The organism is Thermocrinis minervae, assembly GCF_900142435.1.
Taxonomy (GTDB): domain Bacteria; phylum Aquificota; class Aquificia; order Aquificales; family Aquificaceae; genus Thermocrinis_A; species Thermocrinis_A minervae.
In genome coordinates this window covers 401,350-422,572 of the sequence record NZ_LT670846.1, presented here as the reverse complement: position 1 = coordinate 422,572, position 21,223 = coordinate 401,350, and the positions used below count along the sequence as shown (strand labels likewise).

Genomic DNA, 21,223 nt, shown 5'->3' with positions numbered 1-21,223 from the left:
TAAACTTCTAAGACTTTAGGAGTATTTCAAGGGTAAGGTTTACACTTTCAGCAAGTGCCCTAAGATTGTAACCACCCTCCAGTGCAAAGAGTACGGGGATAGAAAGGTCCTTTGATATGCTCACAAGGGACTCCACTATGTTGCCTATGCCCTGGGTGCTCACGTTTAGGTATGTCAGCGGGTCATCCTTGTGGATGTCGTACCCTGCTGAAACTAGCATAAACTGCGGTCTGTAGGAATAGACTAGATCGGGAAGGATCTCTCGGTATACCTTTATGTACTCCTCATCACCCGAGTAGGCCTTCATGGGAACGTTGTGAGTATACCCATAGCCCTTACCTGCCCCCTTTTCCTCAGCGGATCCTGTACCTGGATAGAAGGGGTACTGGTGGGTGGAAAAGTAAAAGACTCTGTCCTCTTCGTAGAAGCTTCTTTGAGTACCATTTCCATGGTGTGCGTCAAAGTCTACTATAAAAACTCTTTCAATGCCTTTGTTGAGTAGGTACCATCCTCCTACGGCCACGTTGTTAAACAGACAAAAACCCATAGCTTTGGACCTTTCCGCATGATGGCCAGGAGGTCTTACAGCGCAGAATACAGCTTCCACATCTTTATTCAGAAGATGGTCTATTCCTTGAAGGATTGCTCCAACGGCGTGGAGAGCTACCTCGTAACTGTCTTTGTAAGCGTACGTATCAGGATCCAAATACCCCCCACCTGCAGAACAAAAGTCGTGTAACTCTTGGATGTAAGATGGTTCATGGTTTAGAGCGACTTCTTGCGGTGTGGCTCTCCTAGTCTTTAGAAGTATTAGTTTCTTTAGAGTACCTTTAGAGTCTAACTCCCTCATTATACTTATGAGCCTGTCTTTGTTTTCTGGATGGTGTAGTTCGTTATGTTTTAGAAAAATTTCATCGTAAATAAAGCCTGTTCTCATCGCTAATTATTTTATAATTAACTTAAGCAAAGCCGAGGAGGTAGACTATGGCAACGCTTAGCTATGAGGAAGCTCTAGAACTTTTAAAACAACAAGTAAAGGATCTTGAAGCAGCAGCCCGTATGGAAGAAGTGGGCGTTGTCTACTACGTGGGTGACGGTGTAGCCAGGGCTTATGGTCTTGAAAATGTAATGTCCAATGAAGTAGTTGAGTTTGAAGGTGGAACGCTGGGAGTGGCCTTCAACTTGGAAGAAGACAACGTAGGTATCATAATACTTGGCTCCGAGAGCGGTATAAGGGAGGGATCCATAGTAAGGAGGACGGGAAGGATCCTGGACGCTCCAGTAGGCGAAGGGCTAATAGGTAGGGTCATAGACCCTCTTGGTAATCCTCTTGATGGAAAGGGACCCATAAAGTACGAGTACAGATCACCTATAGAAAAGATAGCTCCAGGTGTGGTAAAGAGGAAATCTGTGCACGAACCCCTTCAGACGGGCATAAAGGCCATAGACGCCATGATACCCATAGGAAGGGGTCAGAGGGAGCTCATCATAGGTGACAGGTCTACAGGAAAGACTACCATATGTATAGACACTATACTCAACCAGAAGGATACGGACGTTTACTGCATATATGTAGCCATAGGTCAGAAAAGGTCAACCACAGCAAGGATAATAGAGCTTTTAGAAAAGAGCGGTGCTATGGAATACACATGTGTTGTAGTGGCATCCGCAACAGATCCAGCATCCCTCCAGTACATAGCCCCCTTCGTAGGATGTACCATAGGTGAGTACTTTAGAGACAACGGAAAGCACGCCCTCATAATATACGACGACCTCTCTAAACATGCTGAGGCTTACAGGCAGCTCTCCCTTCTCATGAGGAGGCCACCGGGAAGAGAAGCTTACCCTGGTGACGTCTTCTATCTACACTCAAGACTACTAGAGAGGGCAGCAAAACTCAACGATGAGCTGGGAGCAGGTTCTTTGACGGCTCTTCCTATAATAGAGACTAAAGCGGGAGACGTTGCCGCCTACATACCTACCAACGTGATATCCATAACCGACGGTCAGATATACCTTGAGCCAGACCTCTTCAACAAGGGTGTAAGGCCGGCCATAAACGTAGGTCTGTCCGTCTCACGTGTCGGTGGTGCTGCTCAAATAAAGGCTATGAAGCAGGTGGCAGGTTCGCTAAGGCTTGACCTTGCACAGTTTAGAGAGCTTGAGGCCTTTGTTCAGTTTGCATCAGAGTTGGACAAGGCAACTCAGCAGACTATAAACAGAGGTCTAAGGCTTGTGGAACTCCTAAAGCAAGAACCCTACAACCCCATACCCGTAGAAAAGCAGATAGTGGCCATATACGCAGGAACCAACGGATACCTGGATGACCTGCCAGTAGAGTCGGTAAGGAAGTTTGAAAAGGAGCTATACGCTTACCTTGATAGGGAAAGACCGGACATCCTAAAGGAGATAAAGGAAAAGAAAGCTCTTGACGACGAGCTAAAGAAAAAAATTGAAGACGCTTTGAAGGACTTCAAGAGCAAGTTCATACCTTAAATCATCCCTCCGGGCCCTTCGGCCTGGAGTCGTTTTTAACCTTAAGGGTCTTCTTAGCCTCTTGCAGTAATTTCTCTTGTCTGTTCTTACCCTTGGGTAGTGCATTTCTTAAGGAGCTTAGTCTCTCAAGATGCTCTTCTAAATCCTGCGGCAGAGTGTCTTCCAACATCTCCCTAACGACCCTTGACAGAGCTGGTACCTTCCCAGAGGTGGTTATGCCAACTACAAGTTCTCCCCTCGCCACCAAGGCTGGAAAGAGGAAATTGCAAAAGTCTGGACTGTCTACTGAGTTGCAAAAGATTCCCTTCCTTTGACAGTAACGAAAGACCTTTTCCTAAGGTTTACGAATACGGGAAAGTAGGAACTCATCCAAACAGCCTCCCTACGTACTCTACACCCTCCACAGACCTCAAGGCATCCAGTAGGTTTTTGAGCGTTTTGTAATTTTCCACCTCAACGGTAAACTCCATGATTGCCTGACCCACCTGGAGGCTTTTAGTCTTGGCTTCAAGTATGTTCACACCAAGTTTTGCTATGGTGGAAGTCACATCTCCTAGTATACCTATCCTATCCTTAACGGATAGCCTTATCCTCGTTGGATACCTTCCAGAGGAGCCTTTGTAATCTACTTTAAGTACCTTCTCAGGTAGATTCTTGAGCATGTACTGAAGGTTAGGACACTGAGAAGAGTGTATAACTATACCCTTACCCTTTACCACAACACCGTAAACTTCTTCCCCAGGTACAGGCATGCAGCAAGTTGCCCTCTGATGCATGATGGCACCCACATCGGCAAGGGACAGGTGAGCTTCAGGCTTATGATCCTTATCCCTTACCTTCTCCTTTTTGTAGCCTAGTAAGGAAAGGAGTTTTTCTTTAGTGAGCTTGTCTTCTCCTACTAGCAAGTACAGGCGCTCCTCGTCAACCTGAAGCTCTTGAGAGATCCTCTTGATAAGGTCTTCTTTGGATAAACCTATAGCCTTGGCATAGAGTTCAAGCTTCTTTTTTCCCTCTTGTAAAGTTCTCTCCTTCTCTAGCTCTCTTATGTAGGCTTTTATCTTACTCTTAGCTTTGGAAGTGACTACAAAATTGAGCCATTCTACCTTGGGAGTTTTGTTTGGGTGAGTGATTATCTCTACCATATCGCCGTTCTGCAGTCTATAGTCTAAGGGAACTATGCGACCGTTTACCTTAGCACCCGCGCAGTGCATGCCTATGTCCGTGTGAATATGGAAGGCAAAATCTACTGGTGTGGCTCCTTTTGGAAGTACTACTAGGTCACCCTTGGGTGTAAAGACAAACACTTCCTCCGAGAAGAGCTCTAGCTTTACGTTTTCCAAAAGCTCTTGAGGGTTTTTACTTCCCTTTATGCTCTCCACCAAGTTTTTTAGCCAAGAATATATGTTGTTGTCGTTAACAGATTTACCTTCCTTGTATGCCCAGTGTGCTGCTATTCCCTTCTCTGCCCTCTCGTGCATCTCCCATGTCCTTATCTGGACCTCCACCATCCTACCTTTCGGCCCTATGACGGTGGTGTGCAAAGACTGGTACATGTTGGCCTTGGGAAGGGAGATGTAGTCATCAAACCTTCCTGGGACAGGTTTAAAGATGCTGTGGACTACACCTAGGGCCAGGTAGCATTCGCTTACCTCGTTAAGTAATACCCTAACACCTAGTATGTCGTGAACATCTTCGAGCCTTATACCCTTCCTTATGGTCTTCTGCCAGATGCCATACAAATGTTTAGGTCTATAAGTTATGTATGGTTTTAAACCGGCCTTCTCTAAAGCCTCCTTCAAGACGGGTATAAAGTACCTCTGAAGGTAAAGCTTTAACTCCTCCTGCGTTTGAGCTACAAACTCTTTCACAGTATGGTACTCTTTGGGGTATAGGTGCATAAAGCAAAGATCTTCAAGCTCGTTCTTTACTTGCCAAATGCCCAACCTATTGGCTATAGGAACGTATATCTCTAAAGTCTCCTTGGCTATCCTTATCTGCTTGTCCTTCCTAAGGTAGTGAAGCGTGCGCATGTTGTGTAGCCTATCGGCGAGCTTGACGATTATCACCCTTATGTCCTTGGCCATGGCAAGGATGAGCTTCCTGTAGTTCTCTGCCTTTTGTTTTTCAACGTCTTTAAAGGAGAGCTTGCTTAGCTTTGTAACGCCTTGCACTATGTCAGCTACCGCAACGCCGAAGAGTTCTTTTATCTCTTGGTAGGTGGTCTGGGTATCCTCTAAGACATCATGCAGTAAGGCGGCGGCTACACTGTCCTCGTCCTTTATTATGTTGTAAACTATGAGGGCTGTCTCAATAAGATGGTTTATGTAGGGCTCTCCCGATGCTCTCTTCTGACCCCTGTGTTTTTCCTCTACAAACTCATAAGCCCTCCTTACCTTCTCCCATCTTTCTAATATTTCTTCAAGCTGTTTGTTTACAGTGGAGGATTCCATAGGATTTTGAATTTAAGCTTCTGGACTACCTTTGACAAAGGTCTTGCGCTTTAATAACTTTTTAGGCATGTCCATCTTCTCCGATTACGACGTGTATCTTTTCAAGGAAGGGACTCATACGAGGCTCTACAAGAAGTTTGGAGCTCATGTAAAAGAGGGTGGGGTTTACTTTGCCGTGTGGGCACCAAACGCCCAAGCCGTTTACGTGATGGGAGACTTTAACAACTGGAACAAGTTTTCACACCCACTAAAGAGGAGGGACGAGTCCTCTGGTATATGGGAAGGCTTTGTAGAGGGCGTTTGGGTAGGCTGTAAGTACAAGTATCACATAATCACAAGAGACTCAAAGAGCCTTGAAAAGGCAGATCCTTTTGGATTCTTCCACGAAGGACCACCTGGCAATGCTTCCATAGTCTGGGACTTAAGCTACAACTGGCAAGACCATGAGTGGATGAGATCAAGGAGGGAGAAAAACTCCTTAGAGTCTCCTATAAGCATATACGAGGTTCATCTAGGATCGTGGAAAAAGGGTCTAGGCTACAGACAGCTTGCTGAAGAGCTCCCCAAGTACGTTAAGGACTTGGGCTTTACACATGTGGAGTTCTTGCCCGTGATGGAACATCCTTTTTACGGATCCTGGGGCTACCAGATAACGGGCTACTTTGCACCCACGAGCAGGTACGGAACACCTCAGGACTTTATGTACCTTATAGATGCGCTGCACAAGGAGGGTATAGGCGTATACCTGGACTGGGTACCCTCCCACTTTCCCACAGATCCCCATGGACTTGCCTACTTTGACGGGACTGCACTCTATGAGTACGAGGACTGGAGGAAAAGATACCACCCAGACTGGACTAGCTTCGTGTTTGACTACTCAAAGGGCGAAGTAAGGTCCTTCCTCATCTCCTCCGCCCACTTTTGGCTTGATGTCTATCACGCTGATGGTCTAAGGGTAGACGCTGTAGCTTCCATGCTCTACTTAGACTACTCAAGGAAGGACTGGGTTCCCAACGTGTACGGTGGGAGGGAGAATCTAGAAGCCATAGAGTTCCTAAGAGAGCTAAACAAGAGTATATACAGGGACTTTGAAGGGGTTCAAACAGTAGCCGAAGAGTCTACTGCCTGGCCTATGGTATCAAGGCCCGTTTACCTTGGTGGTCTTGGCTTTGGGATGAAGTGGAAGATGGGATGGATGCACGACACTCTCTTCTATTTCTCTAAAGATCCCATATACAGGAAGTACCATCATGATTGTCTTACCTTTAGTATCTTCTATGCTTTCTCTGAGAACTTTGTTCTACCACTATCCCATGATGAGGTAGTACATGGGAAGGGATCTCTCATATCCAAAATGCACGGAGATGTCTGGCAGAAGTTTGCAAACCTAAGGGCACTTTATGCCTACATGTGGACGCACCCGGGTAAAAAACTCCTGTTCATGGGCGGTGAGCTTGCTCAGTGGGAGGAGTGGAACCACGAAAAGAGCTTAGACTGGTACCTTCTTGACTACGACCTTCACAGGGGTATACAACTTCTTATAAAGGATCTAAACAGGCTCTACAGGAAAGAAAAAGCCCTCCACGAGCTTGATTTCTCACCCGAGGGGTTTGAGTGGGTAGACTTTTCTGACTGGGAAAAGAGCATAATAAGCTATCTTAGAAAGTCAAAAGATGGGGACATGGTGCTCGTAGTCTGTAACTTTACGCCTGTGGTCAGAGAGGGTTACCGCATAGGTGTACCGAAGGGAGGCTTCTGGAGGGAGCTCATAAACACGGATGCCAAGGAGTACGGTGGAAGCGGAGTGGGTAACCTAGGGGGAGTTTGGGCTGAGCCTGTACCCTTTCACTCAAGACCATACTCTTTAAAGCTGACCCTACCACCCTTAGCCGTACTTATACTGAAGCCATGCGAAGAGCCGGCATCCTCCTGCATGTAAGCTCTCTACCTTCTTCGGACTTAGGACCATCCGCCTATGCCTTTGTGGACTTTTTGCAGCAGGCAGGACAGAGCCTATGGCAGGTCCTCCCCATCAACGCGTGCAGGAAAGGATACCTCTTCTATGAACCCATATCCTTCTTTGCCGGAAACTACCTGTTTATAAGTCCTATCCTCCTTATGCAGGAAGGTCTGCTGAAGGACCACGAGGTAAAGACCATAAAAGACAAAAAGGTTCTTCTCGATCTAGCCTTTTCGCGTTTCAAACCCGGTTGTGATTTTGAAAGTTTCTACGAAGAAAACAGAGGCTGGCTTGAAGATTACGCTACTTACATGTCGAGAAGAGAGAAAACCATCAAGGAAAGGTTTTACTTTGAACAGTTTGTCTTTTACAAACAGTGGAAGACTCTGAAAGAGTATGCCAACTCAAAGGGTGTACTCATAGTAGGAGATCTACCCATGTACCCAGCTATGGAGAGCGTGGAGGTTTACACAAAAAGACACCTTTTTAAGCTTGACGTGGTGTCTGGTGTTCCACCTGATAGCTTTAGCCCTACAGGGCAACTTTGGGGTACACCCGTTTACAACTGGGAGAAGCTTGCAAAAGAGGGTTTTAAGTACCACGTGGAAAGGATAAAGCATCAACTAAAGCTTTTTGATGTGGTAAGGCTCGATCACTTTAGAGGTTACTGTGCCTATTGGGAGGTACCAAGGGGAGAAAAGACTGCTGTAAAGGGAAGGTGGGTAGAGGTGCCTACCAAGGAGTTTTTGGAGACCCTTCTGAAGGTAATTCCGAGGGAACGCCTTTGGGTTGAGGATCTCGGTTACCTAGACGAAAAAGTTCACTACTACAGAGAGCATTACCAACTTACTGGCATGGCAGTCCTTGAGTTTGCCTTTGACGAGAAAGACAGTCCTTACCTTCCTCACAACCTCAAAGAAAACTGCGTTTACTACACGGGTACGCACGACAATCCACCTCTAAAGGGATGGTTTAAAGCCTTAGAACCAACTGGAAGACAGAGGCTTATAAAGTACCTGGGAAAAAAGGTAAGCCAGGAGAGTGTAGCTTGGGAGTGTATAAGGCTTGTCTACATGTCTGTATGTAGGTATGCAATAGTGCAAATGCAAGACCTTCTAAACCTAGGTATTAAGGCCAGGATGAATACACCAGGAAAACCTAAAGGAAACTGGAGGTGGAAGCTCAAAGACCTCCCCTCTCAGGAATTAGCTCAGAGGCTAAAAGACTTTACCATTGTCTACGGAAGGTATCCGTAGTCACCCCTCGTTGACCACCTTGATATCCTCTCCTTCCTCTATGAAAGCTGAGTGGAGTTCTCTGACGGCCAACTCTGCGTACTTGTCCTCTATCAGACAGGATATCTTTATCTCCGAGGTGGATATGGCCATTATGTTTATGTTGTTCTTGTAGAGCACCTCAAACATCTTAGCGGCCGTTCCGTAAGAGCTTCTCATCCCAATACCCACCACGGATATCTTGGCCACATGATCATCCCTTACTACCTGTTCAGCTCCTATCTCCTGAGCCACCCTTTTCACTATCTCCTCCGCCTTAGGCGCATCAGCCTTACTTACTGTAAAGGAAAGATCTGTGTAGCCCTGGTGGGAGACGTTTTGCACAATCATATCCACAACTATGTGGGCATCACCTAAAGCTTTGAAAATCCTGTAGGCTATACCTGGTCTGTCTGGTACCTTGACCACAGTTATACGCGACTCTTTTGTATCAAGGGTTATAGCCCTTACAGCTACCTTCTCCATAACCTCTTCCTCCGGTACTATCCATGTTCCCTCCTCCTCCGAGAAGGAGCTCCTTACATGTATTCTAACTCCGTACTTCATGGCAAACTCTATACTCCTGGCCTGCATAACCTTGGCACCCAAAGATGCCATTTCAAGCATCTCCTCGTAGGATATGTAGGGTATCTTCTTCGCTCTGTCCGTTATGCGTGGGTCTGTGGTAAACACACCTTCCACATCCGTATATATCTCACAATCTGCACCCAAGGCGTATGCCAAGGCTACCGCTGAGAGGTCAGAGCCACCCCTTCCTAAGGTAGTTATCTCCCAATCTTCCGTCACGCCCTGAAAGCCTGCTACTACAGGTATATAACCTTCCTCCAGGAGGTTTTTAATCCTTTGGACACCTATCCTTAGTATCTTTGCCTTCGTGTGAACTTTGTCGGTCACTATAGGGACTTGCCAGCCACACAGGCTTACAGCAGGATAACCGAGCTTGGTCAAAGTCATCGCAAACAGAGCTATAGCTTGCTGCTCTCCCGTAGCTAAAAGCATATCCAACTCTCTCTCAGGCGGTAGGGGCATTATCTTCTTAGCTAGCTCTATGAGCCTGTCCGTTTCCCCAGCCATAGCCGAGGAGACCACCACCACCTGATAGCCTTCTTGAACCTTCTTTATCACCCTTCTTGCAGCGTTCTCTATCCTCTCCAAAGAACCTACGGAGGTCCCACCAAACTTTAGGACTACCCTTTTCATCCTTGAGTATCATACCACAGGTGTTATAATTATCAACTCATGAAGAGATTTCTACTCCTCGGCCTCGTATTTGTATCCTCTTGTGTAACCGTAAGCCAAGAAGAGTACAACAGAACCATAGGCGAGTTAAGGTCACGCATAAGCGCACTGGAAGAAAGACAAAAGCTGCTGGAGGAGAAAAACGTCAAGACAGAAGAAAGAGTAGACAACATAGCCAACAGACTTACCAGACTGAGCATAGACCTAGAAAGCCTAAAGTTAAAGCTTGAATCCTCAAACAAGGTAAACACGGATATATCTCCTGTAACATCTCCTGTAACTGTACCTACAACACCTATGCCTTCAGAAACTCCTACAGCAAAAGTGGAGCAACAACCTAAAGAAGACTACCAGAAAGCTTACGAATCCGCCTTTGAGCTGTACAACCTTAGAAGACTCAACCAAGCTAAAAGTGCTTTTATAGATTTCATAAAAAAATATCCTAACACTCCCCTTACAGACAACGCCTACTTCTGGCTTGGAGTCGTTTACAAAGATCTCGGCGATAACAAGAAGATGGAAGCCGTTTGGCTAACACTCATAGAAAAGTGTAGAAAAAAGGAGCTTCCAGACTGCAACAAAGCTCCATCCGCAATGCTACAGCTAGCAAAGTATTATGAACAGTCCAACCAAAGAAACAAAGCTATGGAGCTCTATAATGCCATAGTTTCCGAGTATCCTCTATCTACAGAGGCTCAGATAGCCAAACAGAAATTAGAACAGAGATGAAAATCCCGCGGCATCTGGCAGTGATAATGGATGGTAATGGAAGGTGGGCCAGGGCGCGGGGGTTGGAGAGAATACAAGGTCACTACGAGGGAGTAAAGAGGGCTGAAGAGCTGGTGGATAGCTGCCTAAAGCTCGGCATAGAGTACCTTACTCTTTTTACCTTTTCAACGGAAAACTGGAAGAGACCTAAGGAAGAGGTAAGAGCCCTTTTTTCCATGTTTGAAGCCTATCTTATGAAGAAGAAGGATGAGCTGAGAGAAAAAGGTGTTAGGGTTAAGTTTATAGGGAGGAGGGACAGACTTCCAACCAACCTCTTGGAGGTTATAAGGCAAGTGGAAGAAACCACAGCGTCGTGCAATAGATTGAAGCTTTTTCTGGCAGTAGACTACGGAGGGAGGGACGAGATAGTAAGGGCTGTAAACAAGGCCATCAAAGCAGGCCTTAACTTCATCGATGAAGAGACCTTTAGACATTTTTTGGATATGGGAGATGCTCCAGAGCCCGATCTCTTAATACGCACAGGAGGAGAAAAGAGGATATCCAACTTCCTCCTTTGGTACATAGCCTATACAGAACTCTACTTTACTGATACTTTCTGGCCAGACTTCGACGAAAAGGAGCTCTTAAAAGCATTGAAGGAGTTTTCAAGGAGGATCAGGAAGTTTGGGGCCATCGTGGAAAAGTAGAGAACTCATCGGTATAACTTTTGTCTTCACAGCCTTAGGGCTTTCCTTAGCACCACCTTGGATTTTCCTAATAGCTCTGGCAGGAGTTAGCCTTGTTATGAGCTGGGAGCTCTCTAAAGCTCTCTCTTTTGAACTATACCCTTTAGCACCTGTAGTGCTTCTTATGTCGGCCTATAGCTTGGAGATGGGAACAGTAGCTCTTTTTATGTCAACCCTTTGGATATCCTCGAGAAGGTGGGATCTGGACACCTTCTTTAAAACGTTCTTTATACAGGCTTACTGTGGACTATTACCCTCTTACATCTTTGCCATAAAAAGCTTTGGTGGCTTACACCTTATAAAGCTGCTCTTCTTTGTATGGGTTGTAGATACAGCTTCCTACTACGTAGGGAAAACCTTTGGCAAAACTCCCCTGGCTTCTAGGCTATCTCCTAAAAAAACGTGGGAAGGTCTTCTCGGAGGGATCCTAGCAGGAATGTTGTATAGCTTTTTTGCGTTTAAAAACCCCTATTTGGGAGCTCTATTAGCCCTCGTAGCTCTAGGTGGTGACCTCTTCAAAAGCTTTATAAAAAGACAGGTAGGCATAAAGGACTTTTCCAACATCCTAGGCGAGCATGGAGGTTTCACAGACAGACTTGACTCCCTGCTTATGTGCGCACCTGTATACTTGCATTACCTTAAAATAGTAAGTTGATGGAAAAAGTAAAAAGAACCATTGAAAGGGTAGCAAAGCCAGGCTACGAGTACGAGCTTTACATACATACAGCCATTAAAGTCCTAGCAGAAACATCCTCCGAAAGTGTAGAAAGTCTGCTCAAAGCTCAAGACACAGGTATAGGTATAAGAGTATTCCGCAATGGGAAGATAGGTTTTGCCTACACTACAGATCTATCGGAGGAATCTCTTATAGAATGCTACAAACGCGCTGTGGAGATTTGTGAACTGTCTCCCGAGGATGATACAAACAAACCCTTCTGCGCTCGTGTAGAGGGTGAGCTAAACAACCCTTACGATAGCACCGTCTTATACGTGACACCTCAAGATCTTGCCCAAAGGTGTATACAGCTGGAGGGGTTCGCCAAAACCCTAGACAACAGGATAAAGGGTGTTAGAAAACTCAGTTTAAAAGGTGTTTACTCGGAAGTGTACCATTTTAACACGTGCGGTATAGACTACCACTACGCTAGCAGTAGCTTCATTTCCACCATAGGTGTCCTTGCCCAGGAAGGTGAGGATAGTAGTATATCCTACGACTTTAGAGCCTCCAGGTACTTAGCAGACCTTCCCTTAGAAGACATGGTAAAGGATGCTGTATTTAAGGCAGTTTCTCAACTGAACCCTTCAGATTTTGAAAGTAAGGTTATGCCTACTGTATTCTTCAGAGACGCTTTCGCGTCTCTCCTGGAGGCTTTTTCCTCCGTCTTCCTGGGTGATTCCCTGATAAAAGACAAGACTATGTTGAAGGGAAAAGAGGGACAGATTATAGCATCCGAAGTGTTTACCCTTATAGACGATGGAACCATAGAAAAAGGCCTGGCTTCCTCTCCCGTAGATGCGGAGGGTATACTTACGAGAAGGAACCTGGTAGTAAAAAACGGAGTTTTCAAAGGTTTTTTACACAGTTACCGTACCGCTTTAAAGTCTGGCCAAGAACCTACAGGTAATTCTGTCAGGGACTCATTCAAAACCTTGCCCACTTCTGGTATCACAAACCTTTTTGTTGAACCCTCTAACACAAGCTTTGAAGACTTGACCACCTTTTTCCCGGAAACCCTTCTGGTCCTAGACCTCATGGGACTTCATACAGTAGACCCCATATCAGGTGATTTTTCCTTGGGGGCGAGCGGTATAATATTAAAGGAAGGAAAAGAGGTTAAAAGGGTGAGGGGTATCACCATCAGCGGAAACTTTTTGGAAGTACTCAAGAATATAAGAGCAGTAGGTAATGATCTTGTCTTTTATGGTAACGTGGGCAGTCCTTCTGTACTTGTAGAGAGATTAACCGTGGGGGCATAGGGTATGAAAAGCAACACAGTCTTAAGTCTTATACTTGTGATCCTTGGGATGGCGTTGTCCGTCCTTGGGTCTATATCTGCCTTCACACTGTACGCCAACAATAAACTAAAAAAGGTAAACACTAACTTTGCTAAATATATGTTGGATGTTTATAGTGGAGCTTCATCCGTAAAACTCCCTTACGAGGATATAAACATATTTGTATTAAGGGACAACACGGGTAAAGTTATAGCTACCCTCAACACCATCAATACCTTAGATATACAGGCCTTTACCTACACTCAGCAGAAATCAACAGCAGCTGTGTTTTCCGTTTATACGAAGAGCTTCTCTATAGGAGAGTTTACCAACGTCCTTATGGATAACCCAGCTTGGACTGGTATATTCTTCTCTGGATTTATACTGCTGGCATTAGGTTTGTTCAACCTTGTCTCCAGAAGCGATCAGATAAAAGTGGAAACGGAAAGGAAGTTATTGTCTGACGAATATATAATAAATAAGTTAAAAGCCCTCAGACTTACTATTGGTACTGCAAAACTCCTACCAGAAGAAAGTCTACAAGAGGCAAAAAAGATTTTAGATGATATACTAAAATCCGTTGGGGGAAGGCAATGAAGATACTTCTAGTTTCCTTTGACAAAGGGTTAGTAGATCAGCTCAAGGAGAGACTGAGTAACTATGAAGTCATAGACGTTAGAAACGGCGACGAGGCTATAAATTTGGTGGATACTAAGGTAGACTTTGTGGTTTATGACGCTATATCAGGTTCCATATCCGAGGAAGATATAAACCAACTGTACACAAAAAAATTTAAGGATAGCCACTACATAGTTCTAGTGGATGACCTCTTCCCTATAGATCCCAAAAATCTTCTCGTCACTAAAAAAACTCTAATAAAAAGGGATGAAGCCTTGGAAAAGGTACCTCATGTTATAGAAGGTGGTTATGTTCCAGAAGAAATAAATTTACCAAAGTACGAAGTAGAAGGTAGGTCTAGTTTAGAACTTAAACCACAAGAAGAGCACATTCTGGAAGAGTCTCAACTCAAAGAATATGTGATAGAAAGCACCTTTCCCTCGGAGCCTAAGCAATTGGAAAGTCATGTAGAACAAACTCAAAAAGAAAATAAAAAGGTATTGATAGTATCCTTTGATAGCAACATAATAAACTTCTTCTCCGAGAGACTTGGCAATACAGCACAGATTATAGTAGCAAAAAACGTAAGGGAAGCTAGAGAGAAAGTTCACGACGCAGATGTAGTGGTCTTTGACACTATATCAGGGGCTGTAGCTCAAAGAACTCTAACGGAGTTTTCAAAGAATCCTGTACTTTCCAAAAAGCCTTACGTACTCCTGCTAGATGAACTCTTTGCCATAGATGTAGACTCCATAGATTTACAACACAAATACACATACTCTAGGGAAAGAGAATTAACTAACGCATTACAGAAGGTAGAGGAGCTTTTAGTGGAAAAGAAAGATATCAGTAAAGATTTAATAGAACTGCTACTCGAGATGACCCAAAAAGAAAAACTTGTTCATCATGAGGAAGAAGTACCTAGCGAATTACCAGCTGTCAGTCAAGTTGTAGAACAAGTTCCTGAAGTTGAGAAGATCTTTGAAAAAGCACCTATCAGTGAATCTATTCCTGAAATAACTCAAAAGGAAGAATCTTTCTACCACACGGAGGAAAAACCTGTTGCTGAACACATCCTGACACCACCGGTACACCAGGCATCAGCGTACCAAACAGAGTACATAGAAAAATTCGTCAAAGAAGATGTACCTAGATTGATAGAAGAGGCTATAAAGAATACAATCACGGAAGATCTAATGAAGTCTGTCATAAATCAAGTACTGTCAGAAAAGGTAGAAAAAGTACTGATGGAAGAAGTATCAAAGATTATGAATACACTAGACATAGCCAGTATCATAAGAGAGGAAGCTTCCAAAGCTCTGAGGGAAAGGCTTAGGGAGCTAATCTCGTAATGAACATATGCTCTTCTTGGTACCATCCCCACACAGTAGGGAAGAAGTTGCCAAACTTAGGATAAGAGGCTAGCATACTTTTAGGCGCAGCTATAAATAGCATAGGCTGTTGCCAGGCTATTATCCTGAAGGCTTCTCTGTAAAGTTCAAGCCTCTTTTTAAAATCAAGTTCTCTGGCAGCATCGTCTATAAGCTTGTCTACCTGTTGTTCCCATTGGGTAGTAGGAGATTTCTGCATAGGATTCCACACGTGGAGGGTTCCACTTGAATGCCACACATTCCTCCCAAAGTAAGGATCCATGGAACCTGTTAAGCCTATTATCACGGCCTCCCAGTCGTAGGGTGGTGAAGTTAGTTTAGACACAAGGGTGTTAAAGTCTATACTCCTAAAGATTACCTTTACACCTATCTTCTCAAAGTCTTCCTTTATCATGTTGCCTATCATCTCTCTTTCTCTGTTGCCTGCATTGGTCAATATAACTATCTCAAGCTTGTGCCCTTGATTATCCTCCAAAATGCCATCACCATCTCGGTCCTTAAAACCGAGTTTCTCCAACATAGAGCGGGCCTTTTTAAGGTCATACTCATACTTTGGAAACAGACCTTCTTCGTAGTAAGGTCTGTTGGCAGGTGTTATTGGACCATATAGAGGTTCTGCCAGACCGTTGTATACTAAATAGCATATGCCTTCTCTATCTATGGCATGAGACAGAGCAACTCTGAAATCTCTGTTCTGGAACCACTTTAACTTGTACGGTGGTATCTTGGCTTTTGGATTCTGATTAAAGACAAGAAAGTTTATGGCAGGGGTTGTGCCAAGGTCGTATAGGTTTATACCCTTGAGTGAGGTCACTTGGTTAAGGTCTTGAGGCCTTATACCTACGTAATCAACAGCACCTTGGGAGAACTTTATAAGAGCTGTGTCAGGATCCTGGACTATGTAAGCTACCTTATGCTTGATGTAAGGTAAGGGTTTCATGTAATAGTAAGGGTTGGCTGTATACTCCACCACCTGACCCTTTATGTATCTCTCTATGACGTAGGGTCCTGTACCCACCAAATCCTTAGGGTCTGTGTTTACGTTCCAGGCGCTCATAAAGTTTCCGTCTTTTACATACTTTTCTAGTTTGTGTTTTGGTAGTATGGGAGAGCTGAGTACACCCAAGAAGGGTGCAAAGGGGCTGGGAAGTCTGAACTCTACCGTATAGTCGTCCAACTTTCTCACAAAGTTCCTAATATCCTCAGGAGTCTTGAGTACACCCCTGAGCATGTCCATAGTAGAGTTGGGTATTTTCTCGTTAAGATATACATCCCTGTACGTAAACACCACATCATCGGCTGAAAAAGGTTCTCCATCAGACCAACGGACATCCTTTCTTAGATGGAAAACGTACCTCCTTCCCTCCTCGTAGACTTCCCAACTCTGAGCTAGGTCTGGTACTGGCTCCATAGTCTTGAGGTCTATCCTGGTAAGACCTGTAAAAAGATCACCAACAACAGCAGTAGAAGTGGTCTCTTGTGCAACAGCAGGGTTCAGGGTTTTGGGATCACCGTTGAGAGTATACCTAAGGGTGCCGCCCTCCACACCCTTTTGTACTATAAACTCATCGGGTCTTAATCTTATAAAGCTTATGTGCTTCTCCAAAGGAGAGCTAAGCATGTGAAAGGGTAAAAAAGACAGAATAAATACGAGTATTCCTAGGAAGATACCCATGATTCCCTAAGAGTCTTTATGCATTCGTCTACAAGATCCTGTGGAACTTCCATACCAGTCCATATTTTAAAGGACTCTGCTCCCTGGTGAACTAACATAGAGAGACCATCCTCACACTTGGCCCCTTTGCTCTTGGCCCGTCTTATAAGCTCCGTCTGACCATACACTATATCGTAAACCACGTGCCTGTCTTCTATGAGGGTGTAATCAAAGAGCCAGCTTTTGTCTACAAGCCCTACAGATGTTGCATTCACAATAAGATCTACATCTTTAAGTACATCCTCTGGTCTGTCTATTACTTCTGCTCCAAATGTTTCCGCTAGTTTGTAGGCCTTTTCCTTGCTTCTGTTGAATATAAACACTCTGTCCTTTCTTTGCAGCAGCGCATATAGCACCGCTCTCGCAGCTCCTCCAGCTCCAAGGAGGAGAACTCTCTTACCAGGTTCTATGAGACCCTGCACAGCTTTGAGAAATCCAATCCAGTCTGTATTGTATGCGTATACCTTTCCATCAACAAACTTTAGAGTGTTGGATGATCCTATCTTTTCTACATGCTCGTCAACAAAGTCTACAAACTGTAAAACTCTTTCTTTATGAGGTATGGTAACGTTTACACCCTTAACACCTAAAGCCTTAAGCCCTTCTATAGCAGTTTGCAAGTCCTCAGGAGGAACACTGAAAGGTACATAAACAGCATCTATTCCTAAACGGCTAAAGAAGATGTTTTGGAAAACTGGTGAAAGAGAATGCTCTATGGGGTAACCTATTACACCGTATACTTTCGTTTTTCCCGAAAGCTTAACCAATTTGGTACTTTGGTTGTACCACTTCTACGTTTTTTACCCAGTGCAGGTTTCCTTTGATGGTGAGAGCTATGACCTCTTTGAGGCTGGCGTCAACTATGGGGCAGTCTGTGCATCCACCTTCAAACTGAAGGTACACATCTCCATCCCTTATGTCTACTACACGTAGGTTTCCATGGTGTTCTTTCAAAGCAGGCCTTACCTTTTCCAAGATCTCCTCAACCTCTTTGAACCTATCCATGACAGTCCTCCGAACCTCTGTATAAATCTTGTAACTTTTTCCATATTTCACCCTGAGTTTCATCATCTAAGTCCATGAGACGGAAAAAACCCTTAAGAGTGAGTTTGTCTACTACTACGTCCAGTATGTCTTCTTCCTCAAGCCTGTTTAGTCCATACTCGTACAGTATATCCTTGGCACGTGGAACTTCCTCTAGAAGTTCCTTAAGGCTTATGTCCATAGTAAGACGGTCCCTCATAGCTCCTTTACCTTCCTTATAAACAGGTGGTATTCACCATCTTCTTCGTACATACCCAAAAACTCCTGCGATGTTGCCTTACACCATGCCGGTATATCTTCAACAACGCCCGGATCGTCTGCTATAAGTTCAAGCACCTGTCCTATTTGCATCTGCTTTATCATCTTTGCAGTCTCAGCTACTGGTACTGGGCAAAAAGTACCAACCACATCGTGAACCACATCAGGTTTTATATCTTCCAGATTCATGTACCAACCACCTCCCTTACTATCTTATAATTCTCAAGCTCTTGATCGCTCATAGGCTCTGCATCCAACACTATAGTTTTATCTAAAGTATTTATCACAACCCTACAGGGTTCTCTCTTGGAGTACCTTGCTACTATAGCCGCTACCTTTTTAGCGTCTTCTTCGGAAAGATTGCCCTTTATTAGGGATAGGGTTCCCTTTCCGTCCTCTCTGTAAGCATGAGCATACCTGTTGGTAAATCCCTTCAAAAATCTCACTTCTCCTTCGTTCCTTGCAACTATAAGCTTTACACCTGATGGAAGTCTTAGATGCCTACCTACAGAGAAAAGAATTAGGTCATCCCTGGTTATAAAACCTTCTACCTGCAGAGCTTCTTTAAATTTAATGGCGTAGTTTTCGTCTGTAAGGTAGCAACATCCACCTGCAGGCTGTTCGTAGTCAAGCCCATACTTCTGGGCCAAGGCTATCTGAACTTTCCTACTCCTACCCTTTATGCACAAAAGCTTTGACCTATCTACCCATCCCATCTTTTCAGGTATAGTGGGGGGTAAACACTTGGCGGAGAGTGGTCTAAGTACCAGACCTTCTAGACCAGCCTCTTTCTCTATCAGTTTTAGTCTAGGAAGGGTTTGACTCATAGGCCTCTGCCCTAGCACTTCTCCCGTCACCACAAAGTCGTACCCTTCCTTTTCCATTATCTCTTTGGCCTTTTTGAGCATGAAGGCCCTGCAATCAACGCACGGGTTTACGTTCTTACCATAGCCATACTTTGGATTCAAGACAATGTTAAAGTACTCCTCCGATATATCCACTATCTCTATGGGTACACCCAACTGGGCTGCCGCTTTTAAAGCAGGATTCATATAAGGCTGTCCGTCTTCTCTCCTAAGACCAAGGCGCCTCTTATGTTCCGTTATGCAGAACCCCGTGTAGAAATGTAGAGCCTTTACTTCAACACCTTGGTCTAAAAGGAGGCGGACAGCTAAAGAACTATCCAAGCCTCCAGAAAGAAGAGCGACAGCCCTCGGCCTTTTCATGTGGATAGGAACTCAAACTCCCTGCTTTCTTCTTCTTCCTCTTCGTAGCAGTCCGGTATCTTAGCAGCTTCCTCAAGCCTTCCTTGCTTTATGAGGTAGTCCTTTATGGCTACGTGAAGGGTCTCAAGACCTAGGTTGGTGCAGTGTATCTTCTGGGGTGGGAGTCCGCCAAGCTCGTCAAATATATCCTTGTAGGTGAGGTTCAGTGCATAGCTTATGGGCTTGCCCTTTATCATCTCGGTTAGCTGTGAGGATACGGCTATGGCTGAGCCACACCCAAAGGTCTTGAACCTCACATCTTCTATTATATCAGTCTCTGGATTTATCTTGAGAGTAAAGAGCATGGCATCACCACAGGCTGGATTACCACACTGACCTACAGCGTTGGCATCCTCAAGCACACCCACGTTCCTGGGGTTCAAGAAGTGATCAAGCACCTTCTCACTGTATTCAAACATGGCTCACACCTCCTAAACAGTATTTTCTACAGAAAATGAAGGTATGCTACAAAAGTTTGTATGCTATGAGATTTATCAATCAACCGAGGAATGATCCTTCAAAAAATCCCTCTTTTAAAAGCCTCTGAAAGGTTGCATCAAGTCTATGATCGTCCTCTACTTCTATGTATACTGACTCAACCCTTTTAGTAAACAGGCGTGAGTGTTCCACTGGCACAACCTTATCCTCAGTACCGTGTACCACGTACAGCTTAACGGGTGGCTTTTGAGGAAAGTCAACCTCCTGACCTTTTATTATCTCGTAGCCCCTTTGGATTATGTCCACAGCAAACTCTCTGTTTATGGCAAGCTCCATCCCTGTGTCACATTCTTTTATGTACAGATCCTCCTTCCCTTCCAACCAAACCTTACAGTATTCTTCTCCATACTCCTTTATTATGAGAGCCAGAGTAGAGTAAGAAGGAGACAAAAGAATAGCAGCTTTTAGGTTCCTTGGAAATTCTCTATACCTTAAAAAGTTAAGGACCACATAAGCGCCGTGGGAACTTCCGCTAAGCACTATGTGGTTGTATCTCTTTGAAAAGCCAACGATAAGAGCCTCGAGCAAGGAGAGCACCCTAGTGGTTGTAGTTGTATGGTAGTCCATGTCCATGGCAAAAAAGGAAAAGGCACCAGTGGAAAGGCTTAGCTCCCTTAGAAGGTTTACCTTGTTCGACCTTACGCTTGATGCAAAGCCATGTAGGTGTATTAAAAGCCTTTCCTTGTTAGGTTCTTCAAGCACGAACATGGTTTATAGTATACAGTTATGAGGTTCTATGGTCTTATGTCAGAGGAGAGGCTCGTTGAACTTTCCAAAGAACTGCCAGAGGGAAGGTGGATCTTTGAAGACCTGAAGGAAGGAAAAAAGGAAACTTTAGACAGAGAGGGAGCCATCCAGAAGCTAGCACAGATAGCCAACCAGATAAAAGACTGGAAAAAAAGCCTCGGCTACCTATCTCAGGGTACTGTCTTTGCCTTCGTGCATGATCCTTCAAACCCAAGAGCCTTCAAGTTCTACGATACTTCTTCCCTTGGATGTTCCACAAGTCTTACTCCACCCAGATGGATACTGTGTCTTGAAGAGCTTTACCTTGCCATCCTCAAAGGATAGACTATAATAGTAAGTAAATGACTACTCTTAGAGAGCTTGTGCTGTTCGTGCATATTATCCTTGCAAGCCTCTGGGTTGGTGGTATGCTGTTCCTTGTCTTCGTAGTATCACCATACATAAGGAAGCTTCCCATAAGGGATCAGGCCTTCCAAGAAGTGGGCAAAAGGTTTAGCTTTTATGGGACCTTTGGAGCCCTATTTTTGCTCTTCGTAACAGGTTTAGGGAACATACATTACATACTCGGTTTTGAAAACATCCTTGACTTTTCCAACCCTTACACAAAGACCCTTTGGGAAAAAATAGGGCTTTTCGTCTTCGTAGTGATAGTTTCCTTGGTCCATGACCTTTACTTTGGTAAGAAGGCCATAGAATCTAAGTTTCATCGCTTTATGGCTAGAGTCCTAGGTTTTATAAACCTTGTTCTCAGCCTTCTTATAGTCTTCCTTGCTGCAAAATTGAGGTTCGGAGGCTAAAA

General features: G+C 44.5%; 22 protein-coding genes and 1 pseudogene. 11 read left to right on the top strand and 12 right to left on the bottom strand.

What is annotated here, in order from left to right; all coding sequences use genetic code 11:
• Nucleotides 1-7: 7 nt before the first annotated feature.
• Complete coding sequence (locus tag B5444_RS02320; RefSeq protein WP_079653638.1) at nucleotides 8-937, bottom strand: histone deacetylase family protein; 930 nt, start codon at nucleotides 935-937, stop codon at nucleotides 8-10.
• A gap of 47 nt (nucleotides 938-984) precedes the next feature.
• On the opposite strand from B5444_RS02320, the gene atpA reads away from it, so the two are divergent.
• Entirely contained in the window at nucleotides 985-2,496 is a 1,512-nt protein-coding gene (gene atpA, locus B5444_RS02315; protein ID WP_079653637.1) for a F0F1 ATP synthase subunit alpha, read from the top strand.
• A gap of 1 nt (nucleotide 2,497) precedes the next feature.
• Here the strand turns inward: atpA and B5444_RS07635 are convergent.
• Both B5444_RS07635 and B5444_RS02310 read right to left on the bottom strand, forming a co-directional pair.
• A pseudogene (locus B5444_RS07635) lies at nucleotides 2,498-2,818 on the bottom strand (precorrin-2 dehydrogenase/sirohydrochlorin ferrochelatase family protein); the annotation flags it as partial.
• Between the two features lie 43 nt (nucleotides 2,819-2,861).
• On the bottom strand, nucleotides 2,862-4,946 hold the full coding sequence (locus tag B5444_RS02310; protein WP_079653636.1) for a RelA/SpoT family protein: 2,085 nt from the start codon (nucleotides 4,944-4,946) through the stop codon (nucleotides 2,862-2,864).
• Between the two features lie 31 nt (nucleotides 4,947-4,977).
• On the opposite strand from B5444_RS02310, the gene glgB reads away from it, so the two are divergent.
• Nucleotides 4,978-6,885, top strand: a complete 1,908-nt coding sequence (glgB, locus tag B5444_RS02305; protein ID WP_231967145.1) for a 1,4-alpha-glucan branching protein GlgB — start codon at nucleotides 4,978-4,980, stop codon at nucleotides 6,883-6,885.
• Entirely contained in the window at nucleotides 6,855-8,162 is a 1,308-nt protein-coding gene (gene malQ / locus B5444_RS02300; protein WP_079653634.1) for a 4-alpha-glucanotransferase, read from the top strand. Before glgB ends, malQ begins: the two co-directional genes overlap by 31 nt.
• Here malQ and B5444_RS02295 read toward each other — a convergent pair whose 3' ends face one another.
• Complete coding sequence (locus tag B5444_RS02295; RefSeq protein WP_079653633.1) at nucleotides 8,163-9,401, bottom strand: aspartate kinase; 1,239 nt, start codon at nucleotides 9,399-9,401, stop codon at nucleotides 8,163-8,165.
• Nucleotides 9,402-9,440: 39 nt separating this feature from the next.
• Here B5444_RS02295 and B5444_RS02290 point away from each other — a divergent pair, with 39 nt between their 5' ends.
• Genes B5444_RS02290 through B5444_RS02265 form a run of 6 tightly spaced genes read left to right on the top strand, consistent with a single transcriptional unit; the run spans nucleotide 9,441 to nucleotide 14,859 of the window.
• A complete protein-coding gene (locus B5444_RS02290; protein WP_079653632.1) occupies nucleotides 9,441-10,169 on the top strand; it encodes a tetratricopeptide repeat protein in 729 nt (242 codons plus the stop codon).
• Nucleotides 10,166-10,855 carry a polyprenyl diphosphate synthase gene (gene uppS, locus B5444_RS02285; protein ID WP_079653631.1) on the top strand — a complete coding sequence of 230 codons (690 nt, stop codon included), beginning with the start codon at nucleotides 10,166-10,168 and terminating at the stop codon, nucleotides 10,853-10,855. The genes B5444_RS02290 and uppS overlap by 4 nt, the downstream gene beginning before the upstream one ends.
• On the top strand, nucleotides 10,833-11,549 hold the full coding sequence (locus tag B5444_RS02280; RefSeq protein ID WP_079653630.1) for a phosphatidate cytidylyltransferase: 717 nt from the start codon (nucleotides 10,833-10,835) through the stop codon (nucleotides 11,547-11,549). The genes uppS and B5444_RS02280 overlap by 23 nt, the downstream gene beginning before the upstream one ends.
• Nucleotides 11,549-12,871, top strand: coding sequence for a TldD/PmbA family protein (locus B5444_RS02275; RefSeq protein ID WP_079653629.1), 1,323 nt, complete (start codon nucleotides 11,549-11,551; stop codon nucleotides 12,869-12,871). Before B5444_RS02280 ends, B5444_RS02275 begins: the two co-directional genes overlap by 1 nt.
• 3 nt (nucleotides 12,872-12,874) lie before the next feature.
• Nucleotides 12,875-13,486, top strand: a complete 612-nt coding sequence (locus B5444_RS02270; protein WP_079653628.1) for a hypothetical protein — start codon at nucleotides 12,875-12,877, stop codon at nucleotides 13,484-13,486.
• Nucleotides 13,483-14,859, top strand: a complete 1,377-nt coding sequence (locus tag B5444_RS02265; protein WP_079653627.1) for a response regulator transcription factor — start codon at nucleotides 13,483-13,485, stop codon at nucleotides 14,857-14,859. Before B5444_RS02270 ends, B5444_RS02265 begins: the two co-directional genes overlap by 4 nt.
• Here the strand turns inward: B5444_RS02265 and B5444_RS02260 are convergent.
• The 8 genes from B5444_RS02260 to B5444_RS02225 all read right to left on the bottom strand — a co-directional run bounded on the left by B5444_RS02260 (nucleotide 14,840) and on the right by B5444_RS02225 (nucleotide 20,385).
• Complete coding sequence (locus B5444_RS02260; protein WP_231967144.1) at nucleotides 14,840-16,573, bottom strand: ABC transporter substrate-binding protein; 1,734 nt, start codon at nucleotides 16,571-16,573, stop codon at nucleotides 14,840-14,842. The genes B5444_RS02265 and B5444_RS02260 overlap by 20 nt on opposite strands.
• On the bottom strand, nucleotides 16,558-17,379 hold the full coding sequence (gene aroE / locus B5444_RS02255; protein WP_079653625.1) for a shikimate dehydrogenase: 822 nt from the start codon (nucleotides 17,377-17,379) through the stop codon (nucleotides 16,558-16,560). The genes B5444_RS02260 and aroE overlap by 16 nt, the downstream gene beginning before the upstream one ends.
• Nucleotides 17,372-17,617 (bottom strand): NifU family protein, encoded by a 246-nt coding sequence (locus tag B5444_RS02250; protein WP_231967142.1) that lies wholly within the window; start codon nucleotides 17,615-17,617, stop codon nucleotides 17,372-17,374. The genes aroE and B5444_RS02250 overlap by 8 nt, the downstream gene beginning before the upstream one ends.
• Complete coding sequence (locus B5444_RS02245; protein WP_079653623.1) at nucleotides 17,610-17,855, bottom strand: DUF1858 domain-containing protein; 246 nt, start codon at nucleotides 17,853-17,855, stop codon at nucleotides 17,610-17,612. Before B5444_RS02245 ends, B5444_RS02250 begins: the two co-directional genes overlap by 8 nt.
• The gene (locus B5444_RS02240) at nucleotides 17,852-18,103 is read right to left on the bottom strand and encodes a sulfurtransferase TusA family protein (protein WP_079653622.1); all 252 of its coding nucleotides are present in this window, start codon (nucleotides 18,101-18,103) and stop codon (nucleotides 17,852-17,854) included. Before B5444_RS02240 ends, B5444_RS02245 begins: the two co-directional genes overlap by 4 nt.
• Nucleotides 18,100-19,140 carry a hypothetical protein gene (locus B5444_RS02235; protein WP_079653621.1) on the bottom strand — a complete coding sequence of 347 codons (1,041 nt, stop codon included), beginning with the start codon at nucleotides 19,138-19,140 and terminating at the stop codon, nucleotides 18,100-18,102. The genes B5444_RS02240 and B5444_RS02235 overlap by 4 nt, the downstream gene beginning before the upstream one ends.
• Entirely contained in the window at nucleotides 19,137-19,598 is a 462-nt protein-coding gene (locus tag B5444_RS02230) for an iron-sulfur cluster assembly scaffold protein (RefSeq protein ID WP_079653620.1), read from the bottom strand. The genes B5444_RS02235 and B5444_RS02230 overlap by 4 nt, the downstream gene beginning before the upstream one ends.
• 79 nt (nucleotides 19,599-19,677) lie before the next feature.
• Nucleotides 19,678-20,385 carry an alpha/beta hydrolase family protein gene (locus tag B5444_RS02225; protein ID WP_079653619.1) on the bottom strand — a complete coding sequence of 236 codons (708 nt, stop codon included), beginning with the start codon at nucleotides 20,383-20,385 and terminating at the stop codon, nucleotides 19,678-19,680.
• Nucleotides 20,386-20,403: 18 nt separating this feature from the next.
• Between B5444_RS02225 and B5444_RS02220 the strand changes: the two genes are divergently transcribed.
• Both B5444_RS02220 and B5444_RS02215 read left to right on the top strand, forming a co-directional pair.
• A complete protein-coding gene (locus tag B5444_RS02220; protein WP_079653618.1) occupies nucleotides 20,404-20,748 on the top strand; it encodes a hypothetical protein in 345 nt (114 codons plus the stop codon).
• A gap of 17 nt (nucleotides 20,749-20,765) precedes the next feature.
• Complete coding sequence (locus tag B5444_RS02215; RefSeq protein WP_079653617.1) at nucleotides 20,766-21,221, top strand: DUF4149 domain-containing protein; 456 nt, start codon at nucleotides 20,766-20,768, stop codon at nucleotides 21,219-21,221.
• The last annotated feature ends 2 nt before the right edge of the window (nucleotides 21,222-21,223 follow it).

Bases quoted from the DNA above. Each gene is read 5' to 3' on its own strand.
- B5444_RS02320 (WP_079653638.1), bottom strand. From the start codon at position 937: ATGAGAACAGGCTTTATTTACGATGAAATTTTTCTAAAACATAACGAA.
- atpA (WP_079653637.1), top strand. From the start codon at position 985: ATGGCAACGCTTAGCTATGAGGAAGCTCTAGAACTTTTAAAACAACAA.
- B5444_RS02310 (WP_079653636.1), bottom strand. From the start codon at position 4,946: ATGGAATCCTCCACTGTAAACAAACAGCTTGAAGAAATATTAGAAAGA.
- malQ (WP_079653634.1), top strand. From the start codon at position 6,855: ATGCGAAGAGCCGGCATCCTCCTGCATGTAAGCTCTCTACCTTCTTCG.
- B5444_RS02295 (WP_079653633.1), bottom strand. From the start codon at position 9,401: ATGAAAAGGGTAGTCCTAAAGTTTGGTGGGACCTCCGTAGGTTCTTTG.
- B5444_RS02290 (WP_079653632.1), top strand. From the start codon at position 9,441: ATGAAGAGATTTCTACTCCTCGGCCTCGTATTTGTATCCTCTTGTGTA.
- uppS (WP_079653631.1), top strand. From the start codon at position 10,166: ATGAAAATCCCGCGGCATCTGGCAGTGATAATGGATGGTAATGGAAGG.
- B5444_RS02275 (WP_079653629.1), top strand. From the start codon at position 11,549: ATGGAAAAAGTAAAAAGAACCATTGAAAGGGTAGCAAAGCCAGGCTAC.
- B5444_RS02270 (WP_079653628.1), top strand. From the start codon at position 12,875: ATGAAAAGCAACACAGTCTTAAGTCTTATACTTGTGATCCTTGGGATG.
- B5444_RS02265 (WP_079653627.1), top strand. From the start codon at position 13,483: ATGAAGATACTTCTAGTTTCCTTTGACAAAGGGTTAGTAGATCAGCTC.
- B5444_RS02260 (WP_231967144.1), bottom strand. From the start codon at position 16,573: ATGGGTATCTTCCTAGGAATACTCGTATTTATTCTGTCTTTTTTACCC.
- B5444_RS02250 (WP_231967142.1), bottom strand. From the start codon at position 17,617: ATGGATAGGTTCAAAGAGGTTGAGGAGATCTTGGAAAAGGTAAGGCCT.
- B5444_RS02245 (WP_079653623.1), bottom strand. From the start codon at position 17,855: ATGAGGGACCGTCTTACTATGGACATAAGCCTTAAGGAACTTCTAGAG.
- B5444_RS02240 (WP_079653622.1), bottom strand. From the start codon at position 18,103: ATGAATCTGGAAGATATAAAACCTGATGTGGTTCACGATGTGGTTGGT.
- B5444_RS02235 (WP_079653621.1), bottom strand. From the start codon at position 19,140: ATGAAAAGGCCGAGGGCTGTCGCTCTTCTTTCTGGAGGCTTGGATAGT.
- B5444_RS02230 (WP_079653620.1), bottom strand. From the start codon at position 19,598: ATGTTTGAATACAGTGAGAAGGTGCTTGATCACTTCTTGAACCCCAGG.
- B5444_RS02225 (WP_079653619.1), bottom strand. From the start codon at position 20,385: ATGTTCGTGCTTGAAGAACCTAACAAGGAAAGGCTTTTAATACACCTA.
- B5444_RS02220 (WP_079653618.1), top strand. From the start codon at position 20,404: ATGAGGTTCTATGGTCTTATGTCAGAGGAGAGGCTCGTTGAACTTTCC.
- B5444_RS02215 (WP_079653617.1), top strand. From the start codon at position 20,766: ATGACTACTCTTAGAGAGCTTGTGCTGTTCGTGCATATTATCCTTGCA.